Origin of the sequence: uncultured Nostoc sp., from assembly GCF_937863485.1 — a bacterium.
GTDB lineage: Bacteria > Cyanobacteriota > Cyanobacteriia > Cyanobacteriales > Nostocaceae > Nostoc.
The window spans coordinates 1-18,566 of record NZ_CALMFY010000170.1; the positions used below are offsets into that span (position 1 = coordinate 1).

At 40.7% G+C, this 18,566-nt stretch carries 13 protein-coding genes; 10 read left to right on the top strand and 3 right to left on the bottom strand.

The features are described from left to right. Positions 1-270: 270 nt before the first annotated feature. Positions 271-2,733, bottom strand: a complete 2,463-nt coding sequence (gene pheT, locus Q0541_RS22865; RefSeq protein ID WP_298915817.1) for a phenylalanine--tRNA ligase subunit beta — start codon at positions 2,731-2,733, stop codon at positions 271-273. Positions 2,734-2,891: 158 nt separating this feature from the next. Between pheT and Q0541_RS22870 the strand changes: the two genes are divergently transcribed. Beyond that, positions 2,892-3,014 carry a hypothetical protein gene (locus tag Q0541_RS22870; protein WP_298915820.1) on the top strand — a complete coding sequence of 41 codons (123 nt, stop codon included), beginning with the start codon at positions 2,892-2,894 and terminating at the stop codon, positions 3,012-3,014. A gap of 429 nt (positions 3,015-3,443) precedes the next feature. Then, positions 3,444-4,571: a hypothetical protein gene (locus Q0541_RS22875; RefSeq protein ID WP_298915823.1), complete on the top strand. Its 1,128-nt coding sequence runs from the start codon at positions 3,444-3,446 to the stop codon at positions 4,569-4,571. A 268-nt stretch (positions 4,572-4,839) separates the two neighbouring features. On the opposite strand, the gene Q0541_RS22880 is transcribed toward Q0541_RS22875, so the two are convergent. Together Q0541_RS22880 and Q0541_RS22885 are read right to left on the bottom strand one after the other, a co-directional pair. Beyond that, a complete protein-coding gene (locus tag Q0541_RS22880) occupies positions 4,840-5,202 on the bottom strand; it encodes a response regulator (RefSeq protein WP_298915826.1) in 363 nt (120 codons plus the stop codon). A gap of 47 nt (positions 5,203-5,249) precedes the next feature. Continuing rightward, on the bottom strand, positions 5,250-6,632 hold the full coding sequence (locus tag Q0541_RS22885; RefSeq protein ID WP_298915829.1) for a response regulator: 1,383 nt from the start codon (positions 6,630-6,632) through the stop codon (positions 5,250-5,252). A 754-nt stretch (positions 6,633-7,386) separates the two neighbouring features. On the opposite strand from Q0541_RS22885, the gene Q0541_RS22890 reads away from it, so the two are divergent. From Q0541_RS22890 to Q0541_RS22925, 8 genes are all read left to right on the top strand, one after another. Continuing rightward, positions 7,387-8,061, top strand: coding sequence for a VWA domain-containing protein (locus Q0541_RS22890; RefSeq protein WP_273765413.1), 675 nt, complete (start codon positions 7,387-7,389; stop codon positions 8,059-8,061). 50 nt (positions 8,062-8,111) lie between these two features. Further along, positions 8,112-8,894: a PP2C family serine/threonine-protein phosphatase gene (locus tag Q0541_RS22895; protein ID WP_298915841.1), complete on the top strand. Its 783-nt coding sequence runs from the start codon at positions 8,112-8,114 to the stop codon at positions 8,892-8,894. A 57-nt stretch (positions 8,895-8,951) separates the two neighbouring features. Then, the gene (locus Q0541_RS22900) at positions 8,952-11,120 is read left to right on the top strand and encodes a tetratricopeptide repeat protein (protein ID WP_298915845.1); all 2,169 of its coding nucleotides are present in this window, start codon (positions 8,952-8,954) and stop codon (positions 11,118-11,120) included. Between the two features lie 1,131 nt (positions 11,121-12,251). Beyond that, positions 12,252-13,025 (top strand): glucose-1-phosphate cytidylyltransferase, encoded by a 774-nt coding sequence (rfbF, locus tag Q0541_RS22905; RefSeq protein ID WP_298915848.1) that lies wholly within the window; start codon positions 12,252-12,254, stop codon positions 13,023-13,025. 169 nt (positions 13,026-13,194) lie between these two features. Then, entirely contained in the window at positions 13,195-14,409 is a 1,215-nt protein-coding gene (gene lhgO, locus Q0541_RS22910) for an L-2-hydroxyglutarate oxidase (RefSeq protein ID WP_298915851.1), read from the top strand. 366 nt (positions 14,410-14,775) lie between these two features. Beyond that, positions 14,776-15,804, top strand: a complete 1,029-nt coding sequence (locus tag Q0541_RS22915) for an NAD(P)-dependent oxidoreductase (RefSeq protein ID WP_298915854.1) — start codon at positions 14,776-14,778, stop codon at positions 15,802-15,804. A 110-nt stretch (positions 15,805-15,914) separates the two neighbouring features. Beyond that, positions 15,915-17,183, top strand: coding sequence for a class I SAM-dependent methyltransferase (locus Q0541_RS22920; RefSeq protein WP_298915857.1), 1,269 nt, complete (start codon positions 15,915-15,917; stop codon positions 17,181-17,183). Between the two features lie 408 nt (positions 17,184-17,591). Then, positions 17,592-18,563: a glycosyltransferase family 2 protein gene (locus tag Q0541_RS22925; RefSeq protein ID WP_298915860.1), complete on the top strand. Its 972-nt coding sequence runs from the start codon at positions 17,592-17,594 to the stop codon at positions 18,561-18,563. Positions 18,564-18,566: the final 3 nt, after the last annotated feature.

Consider the following 18,566-nt stretch of genomic DNA (forward strand, 5'->3'; position numbering starts at 1 on the left):
TTTTCCGGTTTCCGTATCCATTGTGCCTACTCTTAGCATAGGTACAGCTTTCCAAGGGGAGGGAACTAAATTTTCCGGTTTCCGTATCCATTGTGCCTACTCTTAGCATAGGTACAGCTTTCCAAGGGGAGGGAACTAAATTTTCCGGTTTCCGTATCCATTGTGCCTACTCTTAGCATAGGTACAGCTTTCCAAAGGGAGGGAACTAAATTTTCCGGTTTCCCCCCAATACATCGGGGGGATTAAGGGGGGTAAGAATTTAATTAAAATCTAACTTCTCAAGTTGACGCCGAATTTTTCCACCAAGGCTTCGCGGACTTTATTGTGTACTGGTTCAACTTCAGCCTCAGTGAGAGTGCGATCGCTAGCCCGATAAACTAAGCGGAATGCTAAACTCCGCTGTCCTTGGGGGACATTTTCGCCACGATATTCATCAAATAATTCCACCGATTCGAGCAAATCTTTACCCGCTTTGGTAATTACTTTTTGAATTTCGGCAACTGAGATTTTCACGGGTGCGAAAAAGGCGATGTCGCGATCGCTAGCTGGATAGGTAGAATAGGGCTGGAATGTTGAAACCAGGATTTCATCTTGTCCTAGAGAATCTAAAAGTACATTTAGATCCAACTGGAAAACATAAACGGAATTTGGTAAACCTTTTTCTCGTCGCAATTGGGGATGGAGTTGCCCAAAAATACCCAGGCTGTTACCCTGAATCCACAAAGAAGCAGTGCGTCCTGGATGTAAGCGATCGTCGCGGCGATCAGGTTGATATTCTACCTGCAAGCCAAGTTGCCGAAATACACTTTCTAAAATGCCTTTGGCTTCAAACCAGGTGATGGGTTCTTCGCGTCCACTTTTTGACCATTTGCCAAGGGAAATATCCCCTCCCACAATCCCAGCAAGGGCTTCTGTTTCTTGCAAACCGTCTTCTTCTCGCCAGAAAATTTGCCCGATTTCAAAGCCGTTAAGGGCACCATTACCCTGCTCTAAATTGTATTGAAAGGCGTCAATCAACCCAGATATCAAATCGTTTCGCAGCGCTGAATATTCGACAAATAACGGGTTTGACAATACTATCTGTCTGTCTTCTCCTGGTTTGACTAAAGAATAGTGGATTAATTCTGTCAACCCTTCAGCCCGGAGGAAAGCTCGTAACTTGCGAATCAGTTCCTCATCTAAAGGCAGATAACCAGCTTCCGCTTTTTCTGGTAAAGTATCGCAGAATTTGTTATAGCCATAGAGACGGGCAATTTCTTCAATTAAATCAATTTCTCGCTCTAAGTCGCGGTAACGATAGGGTGGCACAGAAACTGACCATGTGGGTTGATGGGTGGTATCTTCTCCTGGAACATTGTCTGAAGGAGTCAACTGACATCCTAATGCAGTCAGGATGCGCTCAACATCCTGTTCTTGGAGTTCACCTGTATCCTCTCCCAACTCGATTGGCCCCAGTATCTGATTAACTCTGTCTAAACGCAGTGCGATAGAACGACGCCAGGTAGACGGATGGGGGCGGGTGTCGGCAATTTCCTGCTGGACAAGAATTCCACTAGCTAATTCGCTAATTAAGGATAAGGCGCGGCGATTAGCTATTTCCAACTCAGCCCGGTTAACTCCGCGTTCATATCTGCCAGAAGCCTCACTTCTTAAGCCTGCACTCCGGGAAGAACGGCGAATTGCCACGGAATCAAATAAAGCTGCTTCTAAAACTAGACTTTGAGTCCCTTGATGGACTTCTGTTTCTTCTCCACCCATGACTCCCGCCAGTGCAACGGGTTTGTCGTTAGCGGTAATTAACAAATTTTGGGATGTTAGGGTGCGAGTTTGTCCATCCAGGGTTTTGAGGGATTCTCCATTATTGGCGAAGCGGACGCCAATGGTTAAATTTCCACTACTTACAACAGATTGTAAGCGACTCAAGTCAAAGGCGTGCAGTGGTTGTCCCCATTCCAACAAAACGTAGTTAGTAATATCCACGACATTACTTATGGGACGGACTCCAGCAGCCCGCAAACGCTGTTGCAGCCATTCGGGAGATGGAGCAATTTTGACCTGTTCAATTACCGTACCAATGTATGCAGGACAAGCTTGGGTGTCGGCAATTTTTAAAGCTAAATTTCCGGCATTTTTAGGAATAGAGACTTCGCCAGGTTCAGGAATGCTCAACTTTCCACCAGTTAAAGCTGCTACTTCCCGTGCTACGCCTACCATACTCAAAGCATCAGCACGATTAGCAGTTGCGGTAAGGTCTAAAATTACATCATCTAAACCCAACAACGGACGCACATCACTACCCAATGGTAAATTTTCCTGGGTGAAAATATGAATTCCGTCTACATCAGTGGGCAAACCGAGTTCCTTTAAAGAACAAATCATCCCCTGAGATGCAACACCACGCAGTTTCGCAGGTTTAATTTTTAAATCGATGTTGGGTAAGTAAGTACCCGTAGTTGCCACTGGCACATAAATATCTGCCTTCACATTGGCAGCACCACAGACAATATTTAAAGTCTCATCTGCACCGATATCTACTTGGCAAACACTCAATTTATCGGCGTTGGGGTGGGGTTGACGCTCAAGCACTTTCCCGATTACCACACCATTTGCCCAAGTGCGGCGGTCTTCAATCTCTTCTACCTCAAACCCTGCCATTGTCAAGGTTTCGGCTAATTCTTCTGGACTAAGTTTTATCTCTACTAGTTCGCGCAGCCAATTTAGAGAAATACGCATGGAGTGTGATTATTTTTGGAATCGTCTTTTGTTCTCATTTTAGGGTGCCTACTAGCGATCGATGGCTACTCGTCCTGCAAGGCTTACCCTTTCACTTGAACAATCCTACTACGTTAGACTGGCAGAACAACGTCTCTTCCTAATCTTTTCTTGGCGTCTTGGCTTCTATCAAAGTGGGAGATATGTTTGAGCTAACTATATATATTAGCCCACTTATTCGCTACGAGTTTTTAAATCCTGGAAATAAAGAAGTTAACAGCATTAGCGATCGCAGAACTTGAATTTTTAAAACTCGATAAAACCTCACAAGTAATATTTTGTCACTCCACAAACTACAAAAATCAGGCTTCACTCTTTTTTGTAGTGTAATTGCATTCTATTGTAGTACTCAATAGAGGTAAATTTGCCCTGTTTCAGCCGAAAAATTACTGCTAAAACTGCCTCTAAAGCATTCACTGGAAGGATTATTGAGCAATTTTTCTGAAATTTGCCTGAACAATACCAAAACAATGGCCAGTCCAATCTAAATTTTGTTCATTTTAAATGTAAATCTGATTTTGTATAGTTTTAACAAGTGTGGTACTTGCTGTATTTATTCGTATTTCTTTTTTGAAGATGAAAGTCAAAAAATGCTTTCATTCATGTCGTTGATTCTTCCTCTTGTTGGAGGAATTTAAGTTTGAGTAATAAGTAATAGGAATTTAATTCTAATGGCAACTTCTGACAATAGCAATCAAACAACTGCCGGGTCACAAAGTAGTAGCAACACTTCAACTGGTAATGGCAATTTTTCTTTCAGTGATGGCAAATGGCAGTCCACCGATGGCAGCAGTTTAGATGGTGGCGGTAGCTTTGGTAGCGCTGCTAGTGGTAGTAATATCTTCGCTTCCTTCATTGGTGGTGGCAACTCATCCACAATCAGTAAAGATGGAAAGTACGCCTACAATTACGAGCGACCACTTGACAAGCGGGCTTTAACTGATACTAATAATCCGTTCAATCAACTGATTGAAGTTCTTGGCGGTGATACCAGCGCATTAGGTGGTAGCAACCCCTTTACTGGTGGTAGCACATCTGGTGGTGGTAGCAACCCCCTTGCTGGTGGTAACGCATCTGGTGGTAGTGCCTCTAGTGGTAACAATACCGCCGCTAGCGGCAACCTCCCTGGTAACTTACCATTTGGCAGCACTCCCCCCTCCAAGGAGAGTGGTAGCAACCTACCTGAAACAGGTAACGGTCTACCTGTACCTTATAACAGCGACAACTGGGTATTTGATATTCAAAACTTAGATGGTGCAAATGCTACTGGTAACAGTGGTCAAGGTAACGGTAACTGGTTATATGGTAGTAACAACACAACCGACGGTAATGGGAACTGGAATTTTGGTAGTAGCAATACAACCAACGGTAACGGTAACTGGAACTACAATGATGGCGGCAAAACCAAAGGTAATGGCAACTGGAGCTTTGGTAAAGATAACACAACCTCCGGTAATGGTAACTGGAACTTAGGCAATAACAACGACATCTTTGGTAATGCTAATACACAGACTAGTAGTAACAATGACATCCTTGGTAATGGCAACACTGCCAGTGTAAGTAATAGCAATCTCCTTGGAAATCGGATTGAAACCAGTGGTGATGGCAAAACACTCGTTGGTAATGAAGGCTGGAATTTCTCTGTTAGTGGCGAACTGATATCGCTAGGTAGTACTACGCCCAGCCAAGCTATCGGCACTGATGTCAGCAGTTTACTCAGCAGTCCTGACCTTGTAACATCCGCCATATCAAATCCAGGCTACAACAACCCGAATTATAATTTCTCTGCCATATCTTAAAACTTTGTAGCAGACAGGAGCCAGTTTTTGCATCGGCAAGCCTGTCTATTGTGGCAATGGGCCTTTTGCCAACTTGAGTTGATTACATTTTGAATATAATACTTCTCGGTTAAGCTAAGGTACATTCCTGTTCCAATGATACTCACGGACAGTATAGCGGTTACCGCATGGGTAAGGTACAGAAAAAATAATTAACCGCAGATGAACACAGATACTCGCACACCTAACCCATGTACCTCAGTAAAATGAGAATCCCTATATTCCCTTTTCACTCTACAAGAGATTTGAGCGCATGTAGTAATTGCTGTTTAGTAAAAGGCTTAGTTAAATAAACATCTGCACCTTGTCGCATTCCCCAAATTCGGTCAATTAGCTGATTTTTAGAACTACAAATAATAATTGGTACTTTTTGAGTCACTGGATTTTTTTTGAGTTGACGACAGAATTCAAAACCACTAATTTCTGGCATTACCACATCAGTAATAATCGCATCCAAACGATGAGTTATTGCCTTACTCATCCCATCTTTGGCATCATAAGCTTTAATTACCGTGTGTCCATTCTCTCTTAAAAAACTATTGATTAACTCCAACTGAGAAGGAGCATCTTCAACAACTAAAACTGTCGCCATATTGATTGATTCTCACTAGCTCAAATTCATTAGATTTTGTGGTTAATTTAAGTCAAATGCATGAAGACTGTTTTCAGCAATTCTGCGCGTGAAAACGGTTTGGTGAGATATCCAGATGCCCCTACCAGTTTCGCTTTTACTTTGTCTACAATTCCTTTATTCCCAGTGACAAAAATGATCGGAGTATTTTGAAAAGTTGAATTATTTCGTATAATCCGACACAACTCATAACCATCGATTCCTACCATATTTAAATCCAGCAAAATTAAGTCCGGTTTGTGCCTTATAATTGACAAAACAGCTTTTAGTGGATCGTTAATAGTCACTACAGAAAAATTTTCATTTTCTAAGAAATGGCTAATTTCTTTGAGAATTGTGGGGCTATCATCTACAGAAACGATTTTGTGGACTTTTTGTGCCGTTACAGTAGCAGCCGTTACTCTTTGGTAAGCAGGATTTATGTTATTTGATATCGTTGGTTCCTGAAAGTTTTCTTTTGGAGGAGCAGAAATTTGTGGTAATTGGTGAACAGCAGCTACATTCTCTTCAGAAATATCTGGGTAAGACTTGACGGTGGTATTTAGTTTTTCTTTGGTATCAACTAATGTAATTAATTTTGAGAAAAGCGAACGCTCTTCAAATATCTTTGGTAATTTATCAAATGGTGGATCGGGTTCATGCAAAATAATCCCGCCCTGAAGTATGTAAGGGTATAAATTACGAGCCAGTTGAATTTCATCTTGATTCAAAATTACCGCCAGATGACACAGGCTAAAACCCTTCATCCAATTAATTAAATCTGGCTGGAGTGTTGGTAAATCTTTTTCCTCGATTTTGCTGTTAATCAACAGATATGGACGTTGATATGGAGAAGAAATTTGGGGAACAAAAGCCTGCCAATTCTGTAATCTTACTTGGCAACGTTCGAGAATTTTTTCTACATCTAGCCTGCAAATTTTTGGCATTCTATTCAGTGATTCTGTTAATTCATAAGTCCCTTCTTTGATTAGCAAAAATGATTCAATCACCTCTTTAACCAATTCTTGAATCAGCACTCCTGCTTGTGTAGAATGTAGATGTTGTTCACTAACAAGCCAGGATATAGCCTGATACTCAGGAGGGTGGTTTCTCGAATTGCTGTCATGTTCGATTAACTGACTGTGTGAGTCAGGTTCAAACATCAAACGTAATTGAACACGAACCTCAGTAGTCAATAGTGGAATTTGGTGGCTGAGGCGACGCAAATGACGTTCTAGTCGATCAAACGGTTCCACTGAATGGGTAGCGTAGGTTATTTTGCCTTGTTCTAGGTAAATCGACCAACTAACTGAATTACTCAATGCTTGTAAACAAGTACTATCCGAGCAATTAGATAACTGTCTTAACAAACTTAGAGGACGTAGTTTAGTGAATGCACCGGAATTATTCATATTCTTTCAGTTTTTTTTGCGGAATCAACAACCGAACATTTGTAAATGGAAAATATCAGCTATGAAGTATTCTCTTGTTTGTAATTTTTCTCTATGCAAAAATTATTTCTTTTAAAATATGTATATATATTAAAAGTTATAATTTTTATAACTTTTTTGTTGTCTTTGGCACGTTCTACTTAATTTATCTCAAAAAATTAGTAGGTGAGTATGAATAAAGGTAAACACATATCATAGCTAAACTATCAGTAAATGCTAGTTATTTCTAGATTTTACTCACTAGCGACAACTCTTGGCTGAAGACCTGAATAACGACGTTTATTTATACCCGCTTACTGAAAGAGGCAAATTTGAATCCAAATTCACGCAGTTACACTGGTATACTTCTAGAGTTAATGATCTTGATTGTGGTTAATGACTTTCCTATAAAGGAACAATTTCTCCTATATAGAATCTTTAAAAATATATCTAGGAAAGTTTAGGTATTTATTGTAATGTATGTTTAAGGGATATAAATTTTTGGTAGATACATTACAACAGGTAATTCTGGGTTTTGATAAACTATTTTTTGCTAAACTAAGCTGTACTCAAGTTCTTCTTAAATATATAGTGAACTTCATGAAAATAATTTGTTTAATAAAGATTAGAGCATCTACCACTAAATATTATATTCTGTAGTCGTCTCGGCGACTGGAATTATATACTCTGAGAAAAGGGAAATAAAGCATTGGACTTTAACATAACACAAAAAGTTATGCATGATACATTAAGACTTGATGAAGTAGTAGAATTTGCCGAGAATCCAGAACCACGTTGTCCTTGTGTGCTCTTGCTAGACACATCTGGCTCGATGCAAGGAGATCCGATTGAGGCTTTAAATCAGGGTTTACTAAGTTTAAAGGATGAATTAGTCAAAAATTCCTTAGCCGCAAGACGGGTGGAAGTGGCGATCGTAACTTTTGATAGTAATATCAATGTAGTACAAGACTTTGTGACTGCCGATCAATTCAATCCGCCGATTTTGACAGCTCAAGGCTTGACTACGATGGGTGCAGGAATTCATAAAGCTTTAGACATAATTCAAGAGCGTAAATCTCAGTATCGTGCCAATGGGATTGCTTACTATCGTCCTTGGGTATTCATGATTACCGATGGAGAACCCCAAGGCGAGTTAGAGCATGTGGTAGAGCAAGCAGCCCAGCGTCTACAGCGAGATGAAGAAAATAAACGTGTAGCATTTTTTACAGTAGGTGTAGAAAATGCGAATATGACGCGTTTAAATCAAATAGCTGTGCGTACCCCGCTGAAACTCAAAGGATTAAATTTTATCGAGATGTTTGTCTGGCTATCAACTAGTATGTCATCTGTTTCTCATTCGCAGGTGGACGAACAGGTAGCATTACCGCCGATTGGTTGGGGGACTGTTTAATTAAAGATTGCAGCTTGATGTTTACACAGCTAGCTGCTGGAAAAAAATCTATGAATATATCAAAACAGATTGCTCAATGGCGAATTGTGGCTGCGTCTGTATGTGGTACAAGTCACTTAAAAAACAATCAGTTATGTCAGGATGCTCATCACTGGCAGATATTGTCAGATAATGTTTTAGTGGCGGCCGCAGCAGATGGCGCAGGTTCTGCTAGCCTTGGGAAAGTGGGAGCGATGGTTGCTGTGGAAACAGCGATCGAAAACATTTCCACTAAAGGACTCACCCGGAAAATTCTGACTGATGATGCCTATGTGCAATCGCTCTTAAATGGTGCCATACTAGCCGCCAAAAAAGCTGTGGAGGATGAGGCGGCTACTTGTGACAAACAGCCTCAAGATTTAGCAACTACCTTAATTATGATGGTCGCTACACCAGAAGTTGTAGCTGTGGCACAGATAGGTGATGGTTTGGCAGTGGCAAAAGATCGGATGGGCAACCTCCTGGCACTTACCATGCCTGACAGTGGCGAATACATTAACGAAACCACTTTTTTAACTTCGCCTACTGCCTTAGATGCAGCGCAGATGAGAGTCTGGCGCACAGACATAGTAAATGTTGGCATCATCACTGACGGACTACAAATGCTGGCTTTGAATATGGTTGTTGGCGAACCTCACAAACCCTTCTTTTTTCCGTTGTTTGAATTTGTAGCCAATACTGACGATAAGACAGTAGCCAAGGAGCAGTTGATAAAATTTTTACGCTCAGAGCGGATTACCCAACGCACTGATGATGATTTGACACTCATTATAGCTGCATTCAACGACTCATGAGCAATAAATCTACAGGTTTGACATCTTACAATAACTTCCGTTAGCGGTAATTTCATTATGCAGGTACTACGTTGTTCCCCTAGAAAAGAAATCCTCAGCCTCAATGTCAGTTTGGGGCGTGGCGGTGAAGCTTGTGTTTATGCAGTGCCATCCGATAACAACTTGGTGGCGAAGATTTACCACAAGCCAACGACTGCCTATGCTGCAAAACTCCAGGCGATGCTTGCCAACCCGCCAGAAAACCCTACGGCTAGTTTGGGGCATATCTCTATCGCTTGGCCAGAGGATTTATTACGGGCAGCAGATGGCAAAAATAGCATCGTGGGATTTTTGATGCCACGGATTCAAGGGATGCGTCCAATCATCGACTTTTACAACCCCAGAACCCGTCGCCAACACTGCCCCCTATTTAACTATCAGTACCTGCTCCGCACGGCTCGCAACTTGGCGGCGGCTTTTGCAGCTTTGCACGCTAGTGGATATTGCATTGGCGATGTGAATGAGTCAAATATCCTCGTCAGTGACACAGCACTGGTGACTTTGATAGACACAGACTCTTTCCAAGTACTCGACCCAAACAACAATGTTGTTTATCGCTGCCCAGTAGGTAAACCAGAGTTTACCCCACCAGAACTACAGAATAAAACTTTTGCCCAGCACGATCGCGAAATTTCTCACGACTTGTTTGGGCTATCGGTGCTGGTATTTCAACTTTTAATGGAAGGCACCCACCCATTTTCTGGGATTTTTCAAGGCGCTATTGAGCCACCATCCTACGAAGCCCGAATTGCATCGGGTCATTTTACTTACAGCCAAAAGCGGTACGTACCCTACCTTCCTACACCCATTGCACCCCCTTGGGAAATTCTCCATCCCAGCTTACAGGAACTATTTGTCCGTTGTTTTGAAGAGGGTCACAACAACCCACAGCTGCGCCCCAGTGCCCAGACTTGGCTCTCAGTAATAGCTGAAGCCGAAGATTCTCTGATTACCTGCACTACAAATCCCCAGCATCGCTACAACAACCATATGCGTAGCTGTCCGTGGTGTGAACGGACTGTGCGATTAGGCGGACGTGACCCCTTCCCATCACATCGGGCTATAGAAGCAAGAGAACATTTACAACCGCGAATCAAACCGAAAAAGCGCTACACTCAGACACCGTATTTGCCACAGCGAGCGATGTCACCGCATTTAGCTAATTCTTGGCAGCCAGTAATTACCCCAAGCGGTTCATCTTATAAACGTTCCAAGAAGTCAAAATTGTACCCGATTATTTTTTGTTTGATGGGTTTTGGTTTATTGGGATATGCAGACGTAATGATTAAATTTACTCAGCCGTTGGTTACCCAAAATGCTTACACCCAACAAACATTGAATTCTCGCCAGACAAATAACAAACTTAGCTTCGCTGATTACTATCAGCAGGGTGACGCTGCTTACAAAGACCGAGACTATGAAAAAGCAATTGTCAACTTTAGCGAAGCAATTAAACAACAACCTACACATGCCAGAACTATTGTGAATCGTGGCAATGCCCGCTATAACCTGAAAGACTACGAAGGAGCAGTTGTAGATTATAGTCAAGCTCTCAAAATCAACCCCAATCAAATCAAAGCTCTTGTGAATCGGGGTAATGCCCGCTTTATGCTTTCCGAATATAGCAACGATCCTGATCAAGAATATAATCTAGCGATCACCGACTATAATCGGGCCATCGGACTGGATAATAATGAAGTTGAAGCTTATATCAGACGGGGGATTGTCCGCACCCAAATGGCTAAATACAGCGGTGAATCTCAACAAGCTTACAAAAGAGCGATCGCAGATTTTACTCAAGCGATAAAACTTAATGTATCCAAAGCAGAAGCTTACTTTCAGCGAGGTTTTGTCTATTATCAAATTGCCCAATATAGCAGCAATTATGAGCAAGAATATAATCTAGCGATCGCTGACTTTAACCAAGCACTAACTATTAGCCCCAGACTAGCAAAAGCGTACCTCAAACGAGGTATGGTTCGTTATGAACTGGCACAATATGGCGGTAGTGAATCTAACAAAAACCAGACGAAAGCTATCCAAGATGTACAGACATCTGCCAAAATCTTTCTTGAGCAAGATGATATGGAAAATTATCAGCAAGCACTCAATAACGTATGCGTAGTTGTAGAAAATCAATGTGACCCTTTATTCCAAGGCTCAAGTAATCTCCAAAAAACTAACTAAAAACAAGTAAGTTTTTTTACTGGCATATTATTGGTTTTGATTTAATAAATCATATCATGTCTGGTAAATTACTTGTGATTTCTGCGTGACCTCTCAACAGGGGAGCATCCCAAATGTGTAAAAACATAATTTGTCATTGCGTAGGCGGAGCCTTCCCGTAAGGTACGGAACGCAGTCAATCAAAGCAATCGCTTTGTACAGATGAAGCGAATTGCAACATTTCATTTGGGTTACCCTACCGGTTCTGGGTTCGCGGAGCGTCTTGTAGAGTTGGAGTAGGCTTCATTCGCAATTGACTTCTAATGATTTTGGTAAATTTGCTTGCATTGGGATGCTCCCCCTCTCAAGAGCAGCCCCTCTCTTAATAGCTACGGTGTATACACAAGTCAAATTACCCCCTTAATCCCCCCTTTCTAAGGGGGGAAACAGGAATCTAGTTCCCTCCCCTTTCTAAGGGGAGGGTTAGGGTGGGGTAAAACTGACGCGAAAAACCAGGTGAGTAAACTATTTCAGACTTGTGTATACACCGTAGCTCTTAATAGGGGAACTCCTAGCCCCCACGAAGTGGGGATTAGGGGCAGGGAGCTTGTAGCTTTAGCTATAGGTTTTTTAAGGTTTTTTTATTATAAGTAATTCAACGGACATGATATCAAGCCTGACTAGGGTTAGCTTACGCTAACCCTAGTTATTTATTGGGTAACATTATTTATTTAATTCAGTAAGTTATTTTCATCTTTATAGGTATTCATAGAGCTTTTATATAGAAAAGATTTTATTTCATATCACCTTCATAATTTTGCCAAAAATTATAGTTAGATTATTGACGGAGAAAAAGAAATCAAAAACAAATTTTTCTCCATCTAAGTGCATCCTCTTCATGTCGAGAAAATCAAACAATTTTGGATTTTAGATTTGCGTTAGCGAGTCTTGTCTGCAACACGCTACTTGCGAACGAGCGTCTTTGGGGTTAGTCATTAAATCCCATGAGCGGATGAGTAGATTTGTTCCGCCCACTTTCAGAGCGGGGCATATATCAAAAAACTCTTTTAATCAAAAATCCAAAATCCAAAATCTAAAATTGGCACGGCACGGTCAAATAATAATACCCCTACAAATCTCCGAGGTAATTGCATGAAAGCGGTGATTTTGGCTGGAGGGCTTGGTACACGCCTCAGTGAAGAAACTAGTATCAGACCCAAGCCGATGGTTGAGATTGGTGGTAAGCCAATTCTCTGGCACATAATGAAGACATACTCCGCCCACGGCATTAATGATTTCATCATTTGTTGCGGTTACAAAGGTTACATAATTAAAGAGTATTTTGCTAACTACTTCTTACACATGTCAGATGTTACCTTTGACATGCGATTTAATCAAATGAACGTGCATTCTGGTTATGCTGAACCCTGGCGTGTTACCTTAGTAAATACGGGTGATAATACCATGACAGGCGGACGCTTAAAGCGAATTAGTGAACATCTTGGTAATGAGACTTTTTGCTTTACTTATGGTGATGGTGTAAGTAATATTAATATCACCGAGCTAGTTAACTTTCATAAAGAACAAAAGACCTTAGGAACACTCACAGCCGTTCAACCAGCAGGACGTTTTGGTGCCATTTCTTTAGGATATGAGCAAACTAAAATTACCAGCTTTCGGGAAAAACCTGAAGGTGATGGAGCTTGGATTAATGGTGGTTTTTTTGTGCTAGAACCAGAAGTAATTAACTTAATCACCGATGATTCTACGGTATGGGAGCAAGAGCCATTAGAAAAGCTAGCTGATATGGAACAGCTAGCAGCTTTTAAACATGATGGTTTTTGGCAACCGATGGATACTTTACGTGATAAAAACTACCTAGAGGGGCTATGGAAGAACAGTCAAGCTCCTTGGAAGGTATGGTAAGGGAGAGTTATGAGTCATTCAATTTTGGATTTTAGATTTTAGATTTTAGATTTTAAATTTTTTTTAATCCAAAATCCAAAATTCAAAATCTAAAATTGGCAGAGTTATGAGTTTTAACTTCTAACTTCTGACTCCTCACTTTTTTGTAATTTAAAGTGCGATAATACTAATGTATGATTTTGCGATTATAGGTGGGGGAATAGTTGGACTCTCGACAGCGTTGGCTTTAGGAAAACGCTATTCTAATGCGCGTATTTTAGTACTAGAAAAAGAGAGCCAATGGGCATTTCACCAAACAGGCAATAATAGCGGGGTGATTCATTCTGGTATTTACTATCAGCCAGGGAGTTTCAAAGCTAAATTTTGTCGTGACGGTTCTCGCTCAATGGTAGAATTCTGTCAAGAGTATGGAATTGAGCATGAAGTTTGTGGTAAGGTAATTGTTGCAACTGAAGAACAAGAGCTACCACGGCTAGAAAATCTCTACAAACGCGGCTTAGAAAATGGCATAGAAGTCCAGAAAATCAGCCCCGAAGAAGTCAAGGAAATTGAACCTCATGTAAGATGTGTAGGTGGACTTCGGGTATTCTCAACTGGTATTGTTAATTACACGCAAGTTTGTTTGAAATATGTCGAGCTAATTCAACAGCAGGGTGGGGATTTACACCTCAATAGAAAAGTTCTGAAAATCTCCCCAAGTGGTAAAAATCAGGTACTGGAAACAAACAACGGTAGCTTTGAAACACGCTTTGTAATTAATTGTACTGGATTGCATAGCGATCGCACTGCTAAATTAGGTCAAGTTGAACCCCAAGCAAAAATCATCCCATTCCGGGGAGAATACTACGAACTCACACCAGAAAAACGCTATCTGGTCAAGACACTAATTTACCCAGTTCCCAATCCAGATTTTCCCTTCCTGGGTGTTCACTTTACTCGGATGATTGATGGTAGCGTCCATGCAGGGCCAAACGCGGTTCTATCGCTCAAACGCGAAGGTTACAAAAAAACCGACTTTGATCTGCGGGATTTTGTTGAGGTCATCACCTATCCTGGTTTCTGGAAGTTAGCAGCCAAACACGCTGATGAAGGCATCCAAGAAATCATTCGTTCCTTTAGCAAAGCAGCCTTCACCAGAAGTTTGCAAAAACTAATTCCTGAAGTTCAAGCAGAAGACTTAGTTCCCACCCACGCAGGAGTCCGCGCTCAAGCCTTAATGAACGATGGCAAGCTTGTAGAGGACTTTTTGATCGTTTCCGGTCAAAACTCCATCCATGTTTGCAATGCTCCTTCTCCTGCGGCCACATCTTCTCTAGAAATCGGTAAAGCCCTTGTCACCCAAATTCCCCAACTCTCGCATCTAGACAGTGTAGTAACTGCATAGATAGCATAGTTGCTTGCACTTTCAGGATTACCTGTGTCAAGGTAACTTACACTCTCTGTGCCTGTGTAGTTAAATAAATTACTTTTTAACCACATAGGCGTAGAGAACACAGAGGAAAGAAGAATTATTTTTTGGAAAATTTACCCACCTTGACAGGGTTACTCTGAGCATACGTATAAAGCCGCTACACATAGAGTGCTACTGCCCAATCGGTAATTTTAGATTTTAGTAGTTGGAATCGTCATCTTCAATGACTGTTAGCCGAGTCATATAGCGGTTCCCTTTTGGATGCAGCACGCTGGTGCACATCTGTGCGCCCTAACTAAACGAAGAATTTAACTCATCAATACAAAGGCATTAACCACAATGAAAATATTAGTAACTGGAACAGAAGGCTATCTAGGTTCGTTATTACCACCTCTGTTAATTGAACGGGGACATGAAGTTATCGGTCTAGATACAGGTTTCTATAAAGTTGGTTGGCTGTACAACGCTAATGGGGTGACACCCAAAACCCTCAACAAAGATATTCGCAACATTACCCCTGAGGATTTGGAAGGTATCGAAGCAATAGTTCACATGGCGGAACTCTCCAACGACCCAGCCGGACAATTAGCACCCAATATTACCTACGAAATTAATCATGTAGGTTCAATTCGTCTAGCTAGCCTGGCTAAGGCTATGGGTGTGCGTCGCTTTGTATATATGTCTTCGTGCAGTGTCTACGGTGTTGCTACCGCAGGTGATGTCACCGAAAAATCCCCAATTAATCCTCAAACAGCCTATGCAGAATGCAAAACTCTGGTAGAACGAGATGTCAGACCACTCGCTGACGATGACTTTTCTCCCACCTTTATGCGGAATGCCACTGCCTTTGGTGCTTCTCCCAGAATGCGCTTTGATATTGTTTTAAACAACTTAGCAGGGTTGGCATGGACTAGCAAAGAAATCAAAATGATTAGTGATGGTACACCTTGGCGTCCATTAGTCCACGCATTGGATATTTGCAAAGCAATAGTTTGCACCTTAGAAGCACCACGGGACATTGTACATAACCAAATCTTCAACGTGGGAGATACAGCGAACAACTATCGCGTTAAAGAAATCGCTGAAATTATTGCTGATATTTTCCCAGATTGTAAATTGTCCTTTGGTGACAACGGTGCAGATAACCGCAGCTATCGGGTATCCTTCGAGAAAATCAACACAATCCTCCCCGGATTTAAGTGTGATTGGAATGCCCAACTTGGTGCCCAGCAGCTATTTGATTTGTTCAGTCAAATACATATGGCTGAAGATACTTTCTTATTTAGAGGATTTACCCGCTTAAAACAGCTAGAATATCTGATTCGTACTGAGCAAATTGACAAAGATTTCTTCTGGAATAAAAAGTAGCTAGAGTAGCCTGGCAGCAGCGAACAAATAATCTAAGCCTCCGAATCAAATATTGTTGATTCGGACTTATTTCCCCTATCGAATTATTTGCAATTAGTGAGTTGAAGTTTATGGCGATCGCAAAATGTCGATTCAGTGGTCAACCTCTACACAAAACTTTTATTGATCTAGGAATGTCACCCTTAGCCAATGCTTATCTGACAGCAGAACAGCTAAATCATGCAGAAAAATTTTATCCTCTGCACGCTTATGTCTCTGAAGACACTCTTTTAGTTCAATTAGAACAGTTTGAAACTCCAGATCAGATTTTCAGTGACTATGCTTACTTTTCTTCTTACTCAACTAGTTGGCTAAAACATGCTAAAGCTTACACCGAGATGATGGTAGAAAGGTTTGGTTTTAATCATCATAATCAAGTTATTGAAATTGCCAGCAACGACGGCTACTTACTGCAATATTTTTTAGAAAAGGGAATCCCAGTTTTAGGAATAGAACCAGCCACAAATATAGCTAAGGTTGCTGAAGCCAGAGGCATTCCTAGTATCAACAAGTTTTTTGGAGTTGAAACTGCTAAAGAATTTGTGATCCAAGGAAAACTCGCTGACCTTTTGATAGGCAACAATGTTTTAGCTCATGTACCGGATCTAAATGATTTCATAGCTGGAATGAAACTCATCCTCAAACCCAATGGCATCTTGACGATGGAGTTTCCTCATATTTTGCGACTTATTCAACAAAATCAGTTTGATACTATTTATCACGAACATTTTTCTTATTTCTCACTCCTCACTGTCGAAAAAATTTTTGCAGCCCACAACTTGCAACTTTTTGATGTAGAGGAATTACCAACTCACGGTGGTTCTTTAAGAATTTATGTCAAACATAACCACGCTGATAATCACAGCATCAGCGACCGAATAAGCCATCTCAAAGAGAAAGAAATTGCCGCCAGATTGCATCGCATAGAAACTTACATTACATTTGCTGAAAAAGTCAAAGAAACAAAGTACAAGCTATTAAATTTTCTCTTGACGGCTAAAGCAGAAGGTAAATCAATCGTGGGTTATGGCGCACCAGCCAAAGGCAACACCTTGCTTAATTATTGTGGGATTGCTAAAGATTTTATCGATTACACAGTAGATTGCAGTCCTTACAAACAAGGCTTATTTTTACCTGGGACTCATATTCCCATCTTTGAACCAGACAAAATCCGCGAAACTAAACCAGATTATGTCCTAATTTTACCTTGGAACCTCAAGGAGGAAATTATGGAACAAATGGCATTTATTGGCGAGTGGGGTGGACAGTTTGTTGTGCCGATTCCTGAAGTAAAAATTTATCCTTGTCCTATTCCGGATCGGCTTTTAATAGCATCGTAATTACTAATTATAAGCAACAAAGTTGCCTATTGCTACTGTTTTTAGATTGTCACTATGATAATCGGCAATATGGTTCAGTTAAGACTTAATTCTCCTAACCCTCCTTTTGAAGTAGGGAATTAAAGACCATACCCAAAGGTGGGCAAAATCCTCATCCTACAAGATTGGATAATTTATTTTTCAGAAATCCCTAAAGAGTAATTAAAAGGTGCATCTACTATAATTTTGCTGCCTAACTACAAAAATTAGACTGGAAAGTAGCTGATTAATTACTAATACCAATTCTTTGTGAAACTGCACAAAATCAAGCTTGGTGAGACAAGGTGCTTAAGCCCTTTGTTAGTAACCTCACAGATAATCGGTATCAGCTGCTGCTAGTACCTTCTTAACTAAAGATTTGAGCTTAATATGAATAAATTGCTTACCATCGGTATTCCTACATTCAATCGTGCCCAGCTTTTAGATAAACAACTTACTTGGTTAGCTAAAGCTATTAAAGGGTTTGAGTCTGACTGCGAAATATTTATTTCTGATAACTGTTCTACAGATAATACCCAAGAAATAATTAAAAAGTGGCAGATAATTCTCAGCAATGTTACATTTACATCAAACAAAAACAGTGAAAATATAGGCGTAATGGGTAATATTGCTAATTGCTTAAAAGCTGCAACTAGCGAATATGTTTGGACAATTGGTGATGATGATCCAATTCAAGAGAAAACCCTAAATTATGTGTTAACAACACTAAAAAAATATTCAGATTTATCACTAATGTTTTTAAACTTCTCCGGTCGCCAAAAACGAACAGGTCAACTTGTTGTAGAACGCTGGTTGAATAGTGATAATGACGAGCCAAGAGTTGATGGGAAAGCTGTATTTCAAGGTTATCTGAACGAAAATTTTGGTGGTGTACTTTTTATATCAGCAGCAATTTATCGAACGGATTTAGTGCAACGCGCTGTACAAAAATGGCCATCTGCTACTAGTAATTGGGCATCTCAAGCATATTGGACTGGGTTTTGCGCTGCTCATGGAAGTGTGATTGTCACTAAAGACATTTATTTAGAATGTACTATGGGCGCTAGTCTTTTGGATCAAGATCCAACATGGAATTTCAGAATGCGATATGCTTACATACCTGAAATTTATATAAAACTACTAAGGGTAGGATATCCTCATAAATTTTGTCAGGAAATGATTTGGCAGAATTTCCAACAAAAAACTGACTGGAAAATCTTATTAGGTGCTTTAAAACGTTGGCCTTTCTTGACAATAAAGATATTTATTCCTTACCTCCGTTTGCTAAGTATCTCAGCTTGGGCAATTCTTTTTCCACCCAAGCAGCTAGAAAGTAGTACAGCACGGCTTAAATCCACCTAGCAT

Bases quoted from the DNA above. Each gene is read 5' to 3' on its own strand.
- Q0541_RS22890 (WP_273765413.1), top strand. From the start codon at position 7,387: ATGCATGATACATTAAGACTTGATGAAGTAGTAGAATTTGCCGAGAAT.
- Q0541_RS22885 (WP_298915829.1), bottom strand. From the start codon at position 6,632: ATGAATAATTCCGGTGCATTCACTAAACTACGTCCTCTAAGTTTGTTA.
- rfbF (WP_298915848.1), top strand. From the start codon at position 12,252: ATGAAAGCGGTGATTTTGGCTGGAGGGCTTGGTACACGCCTCAGTGAA.
- pheT (WP_298915817.1), bottom strand. From the start codon at position 2,733: ATGCGTATTTCTCTAAATTGGCTGCGCGAACTAGTAGAGATAAAACTT.
- Q0541_RS22875 (WP_298915823.1), top strand. From the start codon at position 3,444: ATGGCAACTTCTGACAATAGCAATCAAACAACTGCCGGGTCACAAAGT.
- Q0541_RS22925 (WP_298915860.1), top strand. From the start codon at position 17,592: ATGAATAAATTGCTTACCATCGGTATTCCTACATTCAATCGTGCCCAG.
- Q0541_RS22915 (WP_298915854.1), top strand. From the start codon at position 14,776: ATGAAAATATTAGTAACTGGAACAGAAGGCTATCTAGGTTCGTTATTA.
- Q0541_RS22900 (WP_298915845.1), top strand. From the start codon at position 8,952: ATGCAGGTACTACGTTGTTCCCCTAGAAAAGAAATCCTCAGCCTCAAT.
- Q0541_RS22895 (WP_298915841.1), top strand. From the start codon at position 8,112: ATGAATATATCAAAACAGATTGCTCAATGGCGAATTGTGGCTGCGTCT.
- Q0541_RS22920 (WP_298915857.1), top strand. From the start codon at position 15,915: ATGGCGATCGCAAAATGTCGATTCAGTGGTCAACCTCTACACAAAACT.
- lhgO (WP_298915851.1), top strand. From the start codon at position 13,195: ATGTATGATTTTGCGATTATAGGTGGGGGAATAGTTGGACTCTCGACA.
- Q0541_RS22880 (WP_298915826.1), bottom strand. From the start codon at position 5,202: ATGGCGACAGTTTTAGTTGTTGAAGATGCTCCTTCTCAGTTGGAGTTA.